The following is a 12,869-nucleotide window of genomic DNA, read 5'->3' as shown; positions in this document are numbered from 1 at the left end:
GTATGTTTATCGGCCTTTTCTGTCAAAGAGCAACACATCTGGGTAGGAAAAAAGAAGGCGAAAAGCCTCACAAAAGGAGAGGGAAATCATGGTTGATCGGAAAAGTTTCATGCAAGTGGGGCACAAAGGGTCATTGTTCAGTTCATTCTTGTATTTCGACATGAGCTTCATGGTTTGGGTACTTCTTGGGCCGCTGGCGGTTATTCTCGCGAATGATTTTCATCTGGATGCTGCTGAAAAGGCGAATCTCGTTGCTTTACCTACCTTAGGGGGAGCGGTGCTTCGACTGGTGTTGGGTGTTTTGACAGATAAGATAGGTCCTAAGCTTACAGGACAAATCGGACTAACGTTAACTTTAGTACCATTATTCTGGGGATGGCAGTTTGCAGACACAATGGGTGATATGTACTTCGTTGCTCTGATGCTTGGTATTGCAGGGGCAAGTTTTGCGGCAGCATTACCACTTGCCAGCAGTTGGTACCCGCCACAGTATCAAGGTTTAGCGATGGGGATTGCAGGGGCAGGTAACAGCGGAACGATCTTTGCTACCTTATTTGCAAACCGAATAGCGCAGCATTATGGAGATTGGCATGTTGTTTTCGGCATTGCGATGATTCCGATTGCATTAACATTAATCGTCTTTAGTGTACTGGCAAAGGATAGCCCGAATAAACCAGCACCGAAAACGATTAAGGAGTACGGCAAGGTATTGAAACAGAAAGATTCCTGGTTGTTCTGTATTTTGTACAGTGTAACCTTTGGTGGTTTCGTTGGAATGGCATCGTACTTGACCATCTTCTTTAATACACAATACGGCTTAGCTCCAGTTAAAGCCGCGGACTTTACAACAATATGCGTGATTGGCGGGAGCTTCTTCCGTCCGGTAGGCGGATGGCTTGCAGACAAAGTAGGCGGCATTCGGATGTTAATGGGTTTATACGGCGTGGTGGCTTTGATGATGGCTGGTATTTCCACACTTCCATCACTTTCTTTGACAACAGTCATGCTATTCATTGCTATGATGGCTTTCGGTATGGGGAACGGATCCGTTTTCCAACTCGTTCCGCAGCGTTTCAAGACGGAACTTGGTGTTATAACTGGAATCGTAGGAGCCGCAGGTGGTTTGGGCGGTTACTTCTTACCCAAGATTCTCGGTAATCTGAAACTATCGACAGGCTCATTCACTCCAGGGTTCCTAATTCTAAGTGCAATTGCGATTACATGTCTCTTGTTGATTGCCATAGTACAAGGTCAATGGAAGCGAACTTGGATCGGCGAAGGCGGCAAAGTGAAGGTAGCTCCAGCTTCAATGGATAGTATCCATGCTTAAGTAAAAGTTCAAGCCGCTGGTCTTATGGCCAGCGGCATATAATTAAATGCTTTTGCGCATGCAGCTTGATTGTCAGGCTGCATGCGCAAAGACGTTTACGACTTACCGTCTTTGGTAGTTCAGATTGGACTACTCAAGCTCCATATCCCAATTTTGTCATTTGGGGGCGCATGTTTTAATCGTAGCTCCCGAATGGCCCTTTTTAATCGGATGTGGATAAGAAAAATGGGATATAGAGATAGATATATTAGAGAGGAAGATGGCAATGACTCAAAAAGAAAAATTGGTATTAGTAGGAAATGGAATGGCGGGTGTTAACGCTGTTGAACATTTGCTTAAACTTACACCTGACAAATATGAGGTTACAATTTTTGGAAGTGAACCGCATCCGAACTATAACAGAATCTTGTTGTCCTATGTACTTGCCGGAGATTCCAAAGTAGAGGATATCGTCATTCATCCTTATGAGTGGTATGCGAATAACCACATTACCTTGCACACAAACCAAACGGTTACTGACATCGATACGGTCGCCCAAACGGTAACGAGCGATAAAGGGCTAACGGTTTCCTACGATAAATTAATTTTGGCTACAGGGTCCAATCCTTTCATGATTCCTTTGCCTGGAGCTGATAAAGAAGGGGTTATGGCGTACCGGACCATTCGTGATTGTGAAATTATGATCGAGTCCGCTAAGAAGTATAAAAAAGCGATCGTGATCGGTGGCGGTTTGCTTGGATTAGAGGCAGCTAGGGGCTTCCTCAACTTAGGGATGAAAGTCGATGTTGTTCATATCTTAGATACAATTATGGAGCGTCAACTCGATCGTACGGCTTCCAAAATGCTGCAAGCGGCACTTGAAGAACAAGGCATCAACTTCCTGCTCGAGAAGCAATCCGCTGAGATCGTGGGCGACAAGCGGGTAACCGGCTTGAAATTCAAAGATGGTACCGTTGCAGAGGCAGATCTTATCGTTATGGCTGTAGGTATTCGTCCCAATGTAGAGCTTGCGAAGAAGTCCGGAGTTGAGTGTAATCCCGGTATCATCGTGAATGATTATTTGCAAACGAGTGTTCCAAATGTCTATGCAGTAGGGGAATGCGCCATGCATCGAGGGATTGCTTACGGATTGGTAGCGCCGCTCTACGAGCAAGGGGCTGTACTTGCTAAACATTTGGCAGGCGTGGAAACGAGTCCTTATGAAGGATCTATCCTTTATACGAAGCTTAAAGTATCTGGTGTTGATGTATTCTCAGGCGGACAGTTCGGCGATGAGGAAGGATCGAAAGCCATCCGTATTCATGATGAGTTCACTGGTGTTTATAAGAAAGTTGTGATTAAAGACAATAAAATCATCGGTGCGGTTCTCTTCGGAGATACGGCGGATGGTACGAGACTTATGCAAATGATTCGGGAAGAAACTGATGTTAGCGGCTTGGAAAAAACAGCCATTTTGACGGATTCATCAGGAGGCGGAGCGGCATCTGGTGTTGCCGACATGAAAGACGATGCCATCATATGCGGTTGTAACGGTGTTACAAAAGGAACGATTTGTTCAGCGATCAAGGATCAAGGATTAACGACCGTTGATGAAGTGAAAAATTGTACGACAGCTTCTCGTTCTTGCGGTGGTTGTAAACCACTCGTTAGTGATTTGTTGGCATTTACACTAGGAGCTTCTTATGATAAAAACGCTGCGAAAGAGACGATTTGTGCTTGTACAGACCATACGCGGGATGAAGTCGTTGCAGCGATTCGTGAAAAAGGGTTATCCCATGTGCGTGAAGTGATGAACGTGCTTGGTTGGAAAAATGAAGAAGGCTGCTCGAAATGCCGCCCTGCGCTCAATTATTACTTAGGCATGGTAAGCCCTGAGACTTATAAGGACGATAGTACCTCACGCTTTGTTAATGAGCGTATGCACGCCAACATTCAGAAGGATGGTACGTATTCGGTTGTTCCACGGATTTATGGCGGTGTAACGAATCCTACTGAATTGAAACGCATTGCAGAAGTAGCTGAGAAATTTAATGTCCCTACTGTGAAGTTTACAGGCGGACAACGTCTAGATTTACTAGGTGTGAAGAAAGAAGATCTTACCGCGATGTGGGAAGCCCTGGATATGCCTTCAGGTTATGCTTACGGAAAAGCCTTACGTACGGTAAAAACATGTGTGGGAGAAACCTTCTGCCGATTCGGTACGGGGGATGCGATGGGCGTAGGTATCGAGCTGGAGAAACGTTTTGAACGCTTGAACACGCCTGCCAAGGTGAAGCTGGCCGTATCCGGATGTCCGCGAAATTGTGCCGAGTCAGGGATTAAAGACTTAGGAGTGGTTTCAGTGGATGGCGGTTGGGAGCTTTACGCCGGAGGAAACGGCGGTGTCAAGGTACGTGTTGGTGATCTCTTGACCACTGTCAAAACGGAACAAGAAATTATCGAATATACGGAAGCTTATCTGCAATACTATCGTGAATCCGGTAAATATGGTGAGCGCACAAGTGAGTGGGTACACCGACTTGGTATCGAGCATATTCGCGAAGTCGTAGAAAATGAAGAAGAGCGCAAACAATTGTGTGCTCGGATGGATCAAGCACTTTCAGTGACGAAAGACCCTTGGAAACAAGCGATTGATAGCAAAAAAATTCAGCGTGATCTGTATGAAGTCGTAGAGCTTAATTAGACAAAGAAGATAAGCCCGGGAGGAGCAAACCAATGAAAACACAAGAAGAGCAAATGGTATGGGTGCAGGCCGTATCTTATGAGGATTTAGCTGTAAACACAGGGAAAACGATTCGTTATCAAGGGGAAGAGGTTGCACTGTTCAAGCTGAAAAGCGGCAAGCTTCATGCGATTCAGAACCGCTGTCCGCATAAAGAGGGCGTTCTGGCAGAAGGAATTGTTTGTGATGACCACGTCTTCTGTCCGATGCATGATCGCAAGATTCATCTTCCTTCCGGTTTGGTTCAAGCACCGGATACAGGATGTGTACAAACGTATTCAACGAAAATACATGAAGGAACGGTGTTTATTGGGTTTCCAATAAACAAAGAATTAGCCTGCTAACGCTTCTGTTGGCCACAAAGGCATGATAAGATACATTGAAATTTTAGAGAGAGCTTTATCATCGGGGGTGGAGTGCGTTGAAATCTGCACTACTGACATTACCTAATGAACAACCCTCCTCCCATTGTTGCTTCTGCAGCATGCAATGCGGATTGGAGATTATGCCGAGTGAGAAGACGTCAGGTCTCACGATTAAACCAAGTCCAAACTTTCCTGTGGCGACTAGCCGTCTCTGTCAGAAAGGATTGAATGCACTGGATCATGTGCTTCATCCCGATCGGATTCTTGAGCCATTGGTTAGGGCGAGTGGGGAGCCAAGGCGGTGGCAAAACGTGACTTGGGACCATGCGTTTGCAGATATTGCTGAGCGGATCCAAAGACTGCAAGCGACGTATGGACCCGATGCCATTGGCGTGTATGGTGGGGGCTCACTTACCAATGAAGTTAGTTACTTACTTGGCAAGTTTACCCGAGTAGCACTCAAGTCTAAATACATTGATTATAATGGTAGATACTGTATGTCCTCAGCGGCCGCAGCCAGTAATCAGGCTTTCGGGATCGATCGCGGGATGACAATGCCCCTAACCGAAATTCCAAATGCGAAATATATCATTCTCGCAGGAACGAATATTGCGGAATGCCAGCCGACGATGATGCCTTATTTACTTGAAGCGAAGAAAAAAGGCGCAGTGATCGTTACGATTGATCCGCGTAATACCATGACTTCGAAGGTAGCGGATATCCATGTTCGTCTACAACCGGGATTTGACTCTGTATTTATAAACGGACTCCTACATGTCATGGTGGAAGAGAAACTCGTCCATAACCGATTCATTGAAGATCGTACGGTTGGGTTTGAGCAATTGAAGGAGGCTGTTAAGTCTTTCACCCCAGCGAGAGTGGAGGAGCTAACCGGCGTTCTAGAAGCCGTAATTCGTACGATTGCTCGTGGATTCGCGAAGGCGGAGACGGGGATTGTGCTTACAGCACGCGGCTTGGAACAGCAAGTGAACGGTGTAGAGAACACGCTGAATTACATTAATTTAGCCTTGATCACTGGCAAAATAGGGCGCAAAGGCTGCGGTTATGGCGCCGTAACTGGCCAAGCAAACGGGCAAGGCGGACGCGAGCATGGGCAAAAGGCGGACCAACTGCCGGGCTATCGCTTGATCGAAGACCCAGCTGCGCGTGAGCATGTTGCCAAGGTATGGGGAATCGATCCGAGTGAACTGCCGGGTAAAGGGGTTTCTGCCTATGAGCTGCTGCAAAAGATAGATGAAGGTGAAATCAAAGCCTTGATCGTCCTCGGATCGAATCCGCTCGTATCCAGCCCTAATAACCGAATGGTGGAGCGGGCACTGCAGAAGCTGGAGTTGCTTGTTGTCGTTGACATGTTCGAAACCGAAACGGCTCGTTATGCCCATTATTTGTTGCCAGGGTCATCCTTTGCGGAAGCAGAAGGAACGATGACCAATCTGGAAGGACGCGTGTTTCACCGCCAGAAAGCGATGGAGCTTCCGGGAAACAGCAGACTTGATTTCCACATTATTTGTCAGCTAGCGGAAGCATTGGGTAGGGGCGCCTATTTTCAATATGCGGGTATTGAAGATGTGTTTCGCGAGTTAGCAGCTGCTACGGCTGGAGGGAAAGCGGATTACAGCGGTATTACGTATGGGCGGCTTCAGGAGGAGAAAGGCATATTCTGGCCGTGTCCTGCTCCTGATCATCCGGGTACACCGCTATTATTTGAGAATCATTTTAATCATTCCGATGGCAAAGCCAGATTGTTCGGCATTAAGCCCAAAATGCCGGCAGAACCAATCGATTCGGATTATCCCTTCGTGTTGACAACGGGGAGGCTTGCGAACCATTATTTAAGCGGCGCACAAACACGCCGAACGGAAGCGTTGAATAAGAAGGCTCCCGTTCCCGTTGCCGAGATTCATCCATGGCTCGCTAAGAGAATTGGACTGAGTATGGATAACAAAGTCCGCATTACAAGCCGCCGTGGATCCTTGGTTTTCGATGTCAAAGTGACGGAAGGCATTCAGCCTCGTACGGTTTTTGTGCCCTTTCATTGGGGCGATGAGCATTCGATTAATCAATTAACGAATGATGCGCTGGATCCCACGAGTCGGATGCCGGAGTTTAAAATTTGCGCAGTAAAAGTAGAACGTGTCGAGTAGACCGTACTCAGCTTAGTTGGCTTGGCCAAAGAACTAAGCTGGTGCGGTCTTTTATTTGCGGGTAATATAGTTGGATGAGATATTACAAAGAATGCTTTCTTGAAAGTGAATATACAGTAAGATTGGCGTATTCGGCGATAAGAGGGGCCATCTGGCGAAAGCCCATTTTTCCGCCAGTTAGGGGCTCTCCAAATGTTTTTCCGTCATCGGTCCAATGCAAGACAGTTAGATCGTTGATGGCGAATAAAATTTCACTTCCCCATTTAAACAATTTCATCCGGTATGGACCTTTGGCATCAGTAACGGACGGGATCGGATCTCCGCCCTGCGAAACCAGGTGAAAGCCATAGCTTTTACGCAGATTGCACGTATGAAAACTCCGCTCCTCTTCTTCTTTGCGTCTGAAGTAGGATACATGGAAAGCATCGATATCTCCATGGTGATATTGGTCGTAAGCACCTGATCTTACGGAAAGCCGGCTGTCAAACAAATCTTCACCGCGGCTCCCTTTTGCGGCAAAAAACAAGATGCAAAGCCCCGGCTCATGAATCGGCCAAAAATCCCAAGTGATCGCGATGTTGTCTGGAAATTCAACCGGACACCAATAAACGAAATTCGATTTTTGCCCAAGCTTTGGGTCAAGCTTATTTTCCATCCGCATTCGATTCAGTGGAAAACTGGCAACAGCCTGCCCTTCCATTTTGAAATCAAGCACATCGCTTTCGACGGCTAAAGGATTTTGATATAAAAGCTCATCTAGCATGAATATTTTATTCCAATCCATGTTGTACGTCACCCTCACTCATCAATTGGTGGATTACTTATCTTTTGATCCAAACAAGGTTATAAGGCTGCTCCAATCTCCACCCAACGCCTTCCAAAACCAGGAGCGCTGCTGTTCAGGAAGCATCGAAGGCGGAACTCTGGAATCCCAAGGCATTCGCGAGAACGGCCTAGGGTTAGTTTTGGCTTCCTGAGGCTGAAAAGGAATTACTTTCAACTTGCAGCCTGTTTCATCGAGGGCAATTTTAGGATTTCCATAGTTTTTGACCCAACCAACGGCTGCCGTCTGATGCTCTTTTTTAACATGCTGAAAATCTGGATCATCTGCCAAGTCAACAAGCTCGTGTGGATCGCTCAGGAGATTATACAGCTCTTCGTAACCGCCATTCTGATAAAAGAGGTATTTCCACTCTTTGCTGCGGACATGGAGCATATAGTTGGGGGCCACATAGAATTCAGAACAGACTACATCTCGGCGTACCAAGGATGGTTCCGTGAGCAGTTCCAATAGATCCAAACCGGGCCTTCCGTCGTAATTGCAATTTTCACTGGACCGATTAACGAGAGTAGGGAAAATATCAAGCAGGGTAGTCAATTCATCACAGCGGGTACCCGGATGAATAACGCCGGGCCACCATGCTAACATCGGGATGTGCAAACTGCCCTCGTGCCCTAAGTTTTTAAACCATAATCGGTGGTCGCCAAGCAGTTCTCCGTGATCCGATGTGAAAATAACGAGTGTATTGTCCGCAAGTCCCTCTTCCTCCAGCGTTTGCATAATCCGACCTATTTGTTCATCGATAAACGTAATATTGGCATAATAATAAGCCCTGTTTGTGAGATTAGCGTGTTCCGAGTACAGATCGGCTTCCATTGCTTGACGATGTGATTTCAAATAAGGATTTTTCGACGTTCCATCCTTATCGGACACCCAAGGCCTCGGCATTTCTTCCGGCGTATATAAATCCGTCAAGTGTGAAGGACAATCGAAAGGAGCATGAGGCTTGACGAACGACGTCCATAAGAAAAAAGGTTTGTTAGAGGGTCTTTCCGTTTTAAGCCACTCAACCGTTCGGTCCCCGCACCATTGTGTGATATGAAGCTCTTTGGGCAGTCCGTTCACAAGCGGCTTTAGTTCGTTATAACCGATCTCCGGAGGTTTCTCCCACCCCCAGGCATCATGGGCCATCAGGTATCGGTCATAATCATCAAAACGGATATCCTGTATCCGTTCAGCCGTACGTACGCCCCTCATTTCTTCCGATAAAATGAGATGATCCATGCCATACGTTTGCTCATCCGGTGTAAAATGCATCTTTCCGATCGCCTGATTGTGATATCCTGCTTTGGACAAATAAGCCGCAATTGATTCATCGGCGGCAATAGCAGGGGCTGATTCGTTGTTGAACACATTCGTCTTTCCCGCGGCAAACCCCGTCATCGTGCAGGCTCTGGCAGGAGCACAGAGAGGGTAAGGGGTAATCGCATTTTCGAATACGGCCCCTTCCTGCGCCAATCGATCCAAATGCGGCGTTTGAATCGTTTTATTTCCGTAAACCCCCAACGTATCCCATCGCTGCTGGTCCGTAAAGATGAGAAGTAGATTCGGTTGTGTCTTCATGTAACTGGCATCTCCGGCAAGGACTCGAATTCCGGCATGTCGACCATGTACAAGTTACCATATCCCGACATATCACTCGTAAATAGCACATGCTTACCGTCCGGGCTTAGCCTCGGATGAACATGCAGAATTTGCGAATGGAAACTTCCTCGATGCTTACATAGTATACGTGGACCTTTAAACCCGGATCCATCATTCCGCCATACCTGCAGCGTATCTTGAAATTGCTGCCCATGATAAGCACTCGTTTGCTGGCCGTCACCGATGACAAGCGATAGATCATTGGAATGAACATGCATATTTTGAAAAGGAAACTCGTATTGTTCCACATGACTATTATCAAAAAGGACGGCTCCGATAATTTTCCTAGTATGATCTTCAAGAGAGTTGGTAAAACCGTGGTAACCGATATGAATACCGTCTGACAGCCAATATTCGTGACCGACATATTCATTGGGCTTCTTATCCTTAACCTTCCAAGAATGTCCGGTGGCGATATCCAGCACCCAAATCCGATGATCAATCTGTTCCCAAGGCCCTTCATGGCAAAATGTTAACAGATGAGCTTGCGTTGGTGACGTATTGACGTGGCCGATCCACAGCTGGTCTTCATGAAGCTTTTTCACTTTTCCGTTTGACGGGGAAACCGCCATAATCATACTGTGCGGCTTCGCTCGGAAATACTCCTCAAAACCCAAGTAACCATTCTTAGTGTCCATCGCGATGCTTTGAGTTAAATCCTTGTTCAGGCCGAAGCATAACCATTGCCCGTCCGCGGAGCAGCTCAAGCTGCCGAATTTATATGATTCTGGAATCGTATAGAGAATCCGTTCTTCCATCGTTCCCAGGTCGATTGCCATAATCGAATTGTCATAGTAGAAATAGGCCTCATGTCCGTCAGGGTGAAGAAAGGTCCCTTGAATCCGAGATTCACGGCCGCGTTCCAAATCCGTTAATTGGGTAATGATTCCATCGTGAAGATCCATGCTGTACAGATTGGTAACATTCTCGCGATCCGATCCGAAGATTAATTTCCCATTCCCATAGAAGCCGTTATTCGTAAAATAAATATGGTGACTGTGCGAGCAGTGATTCGTTAACTGAGTTACGGTTACGCCTGTTATCAAATCTGAATAACTGCGCCGTTCCGAAGGCCAAACCGTTCCTTTACTGCCTCTTGATCTTGCCATTGTCATCGCAATCGCTCCTTTCGTTATACCGTTATAAATTCCAACCGTAACTTTTTAGAGATAAAGTCCAGTCCTACTGAGCGACTGGACCTTATCTTCAAAAGTTCTATTCTTCTTAACTTACTTAGCCTTGCTTGCAGCGTAGGCTTCACTTATTTCTTTTGTATAGTCATCGCCACCGCTCTTTTTCCACAAATCCATGTCGGCTTTAAAGCCGGCTTCATCAATTTTGCCGACAATAAATTTAATTCGTGCGTCTTCCACCATCTGATCCAACTGCGCGCCTTTTTGCGTATAGGTCGCAGTTGTAAATGGTTCTCCAGGATTTGTAACAATGATTTTCTCATTTGCCTTTTGAACTTCGATAGACTTCGTGCGAAGCGGTGTAGATGGTTTGAACATGTCATTTATAATGTACGGAATCGAAGATAAGATCTGGTTCATATTCTTGTTATTAATGTCAGGAGCCATGGGGTCAGTTGGAACGATAAGAATAACCTGTTTACCGTCTTCCACTTTATAATGAACACCTTCAATACCAAAGTTGAGTAACGCTTGCATATCTTTATCGTTGGTCTTATCTAAGAAAGTAAGCACTTTCTTCAGGTCGGCTTCTGTTTTAACGCTAGATTTAGAGATGAGGAACATGCCGTTGTGTCCAGCTGTCGGTTGATTATGAAGGCCGGTAGGGCCGCTTACAGCTCCTATTAAATCTATACTGCCCTTCGGATTGACTTGTTTCATTTTCTCTTCAATTTGATAGGAGCGTTCCGTAACGTCGACCGCTACACCCGCCTGTCCGTTAATAATCGGATCATTCCATTTCGCTGAATCATATACCGCAAAATCTTGATTGATTAACTTCTCGTCATACAGTTTTTTGAAAAATTTGAGTGCCTCCATGTATTCCGTAGTCAAATGGGCGGGTATCAACTTGCCGTCTTTCTCAGTCCACTTATTCGGAGCCCCGAACCAAGTTTGCATAATATCAAAGGGTCCCGCGTATTTCGTTACGACCATGCCGTAAGTGTCGTCTTTGCCATTCTTATCTGGATCGTTTTTGGCGAATGCCTTTAACATATTGTAAAATTCATCAATCGTCTTCGGTTCCTTCATGCCTAAATTATCAAGCCAGTCCTTACGGTAGCTTATCCCCATCCGTCCGATCGGGCGGGATACATAGAGGCCGTAGAATTTACCATTCACCGACGTATTGTTAAGAACAGTTGGGTTCGCTTGTTTAAGATTCGGATAATCTTTGAGATACGGGCCTATTTCCCAGAATGCGCCTCCTTTGATGGCGTTGGCAACAGCGGGCAATTTCGCATTATTAACAAATAGAAGAGAGGGAATAGAGCCGGAAGCAAGCGTTATGTTCAGTTTATCGTTATAGCTTGCATCAGGAACAAATTGGAAGTCCAACTTCGTGTTCGTATATTCTTCTACTTTTTTCCATACTTTACTTTCCGGGGTAGCCGTATCATTGTAGTAGCTCTTCAACATGATACTGATAGGTAATGGCTTCTCTTTTGCAGCCGTCGTCGCTCCTGCGCTCGCCTTAGGTGTGTCTGTCGCTTTAGAACCGTCAGTTCCCGAACTGCACCCCGCTATAACTGTAACAGCTACTATGATGCTAGTAGTGGCAAGCAATGGTTTTTTCTTTTTTTCCCAATTCATATTCTTTTTCCTCCCTTTGTCTTATCAAAAATGTACTTGTTTATGATGAAGCATGCACCTGTCGTCCCCTTACCGGTCTTGAACCGATGCTGCGACAATCCGAAAATAGTCCTCTGACACTTTGAAATCGATCACCCTTTTACCGCACCAATTAAAACCCCTTTGGCAAAATACTTTTGAATAAACGGGTAAACCATCAAAATCGGTAATGTACCTACCACGATAATCGCCATTTTAATCGATTGATCAGGTGGTTTTACATAAGTGGGGTCATAAGTTCCCATTTCAAGCGCACCCGTTGCCAGAAGTACAATTTGCCGCAAAAGAACCTGCATCGGCCACTTTTTGGCGTCAGATAAATAGATCAAAGCATTAAAAAAATCGTTCCAATGGGCAACGGCGTAGAAAAGAGCAAATGTTGCGATAACCGGTTTAGAGAGTGGAAGAACAATTCGCCACAGTATGCCAATATCGTTACTCCCATCAATTCGGGCCGATTCAATCAGTTCGTTAGGAATTTCTTGAAAAAATGATTTCACGACAATCAAGTTAAAGGAGTTGATAGCGACTGGCAGCATGACCGCCCAGTAGGAGTTCAATAGTCCTAAGCCTTTAACAACCAGGTACGTAGGAATAATCCCGCCGCTAAATACCATCGTGAAGATAATAATGTTCAAGACGACATTTCGACCAATCATATGCCGCCGCGATAAAGCATAGGCCATCGTAAAGGTAAAGAATAGATTTACAAGAGTACCCCCAACGGTTATAAATACGGATACTAACAAACTTCGCGGTAACGTATTATCTTTAAAAACAAATTTATAGGCATCAAATGTGATGTCTTTGGGAATAAGGAAAAAGGATCTGCTTCCTATCTCCAGATCGCTTGCGAACGATCCCGCCACGATATACATAACCGGAAGGATCATGGTAAGTGCAACGGCAGCAAGAAACAGATAATTGGCGATATCAAACAATTTTTCGCCTACAGATGAATGACGCGTGTTCATCGT

Annotated in this window: 9 protein-coding genes; 4 read left to right on the top strand and 5 right to left on the bottom strand. The window is 45.7% G+C overall.

Annotated features, from left to right (window positions below; genetic code table 11):
* Positions 1–88 precede the first annotated feature (88 nt).
* The 4 genes from QFZ77_RS33195 to QFZ77_RS33180 all read left to right on the top strand — a co-directional run bounded on the left by QFZ77_RS33195 (position 89) and on the right by QFZ77_RS33180 (position 6,582).
* The gene (locus QFZ77_RS33195; protein WP_307446841.1) at positions 89–1,330 is read left to right on the top strand and encodes a nitrate/nitrite transporter; all 1,242 of its coding nucleotides are present in this window, start codon (positions 89–91) and stop codon (positions 1,328–1,330) included.
* A gap of 265 nt (positions 1,331–1,595) precedes the next feature.
* A complete protein-coding gene (gene nirB, locus QFZ77_RS33190; RefSeq protein ID WP_307446838.1) occupies positions 1,596–4,013 on the top strand; it encodes a nitrite reductase large subunit NirB in 2,418 nt (805 codons plus the stop codon).
* Between the two features lie 32 nt (positions 4,014–4,045).
* On the top strand, positions 4,046–4,396 hold the full coding sequence (nirD, locus tag QFZ77_RS33185; protein WP_307446835.1) for a nitrite reductase small subunit NirD: 351 nt from the start codon (positions 4,046–4,048) through the stop codon (positions 4,394–4,396).
* 77 nt (positions 4,397–4,473) lie between these two features.
* Positions 4,474–6,582 carry a molybdopterin oxidoreductase family protein gene (locus QFZ77_RS33180; RefSeq protein WP_307446832.1) on the top strand — a complete coding sequence of 703 codons (2,109 nt, stop codon included), beginning with the start codon at positions 4,474–4,476 and terminating at the stop codon, positions 6,580–6,582.
* Between the two features lie 82 nt (positions 6,583–6,664).
* Here QFZ77_RS33180 and QFZ77_RS33175 read toward each other — a convergent pair whose 3' ends face one another.
* The 5 genes from QFZ77_RS33175 to QFZ77_RS33155 all read right to left on the bottom strand — a co-directional run bounded on the left by QFZ77_RS33175 (position 6,665) and on the right by QFZ77_RS33155 (position 12,866).
* A complete protein-coding gene (locus QFZ77_RS33175) occupies positions 6,665–7,366 on the bottom strand; it encodes a DUF1961 family protein (protein WP_307446829.1) in 702 nt (233 codons plus the stop codon).
* Between the two features lie 33 nt (positions 7,367–7,399).
* Positions 7,400–8,986 carry a sulfatase family protein gene (locus QFZ77_RS33170; protein ID WP_307446826.1) on the bottom strand — a complete coding sequence of 529 codons (1,587 nt, stop codon included), beginning with the start codon at positions 8,984–8,986 and terminating at the stop codon, positions 7,400–7,402.
* Entirely contained in the window at positions 8,983–10,182 is a 1,200-nt protein-coding gene (locus QFZ77_RS33165) for an oligogalacturonate lyase family protein (protein ID WP_307446823.1), read from the bottom strand. Before QFZ77_RS33165 ends, QFZ77_RS33170 begins: the two co-directional genes overlap by 4 nt.
* Positions 10,183–10,296: 114 nt before the next feature.
* Entirely contained in the window at positions 10,297–11,853 is a 1,557-nt protein-coding gene (locus QFZ77_RS33160; RefSeq protein ID WP_307446821.1) for an extracellular solute-binding protein, read from the bottom strand.
* Positions 11,854–11,984: 131 nt separating this feature from the next.
* Positions 11,985–12,866 (bottom strand): carbohydrate ABC transporter permease, encoded by an 882-nt coding sequence (locus tag QFZ77_RS33155; protein ID WP_307446818.1) that lies wholly within the window; start codon positions 12,864–12,866, stop codon positions 11,985–11,987.
* Between the last annotated feature and the right edge of the window lie 3 nt (positions 12,867–12,869).

Origin of the sequence: Paenibacillus sp. V4I3 (assembly GCF_030817215.1) — a bacterium.
Classification (GTDB): domain Bacteria; phylum Bacillota; class Bacilli; order Paenibacillales; family NBRC-103111; genus Paenibacillus_E.
This window is presented reverse-complemented; position numbering and strand designations above follow the sequence as displayed.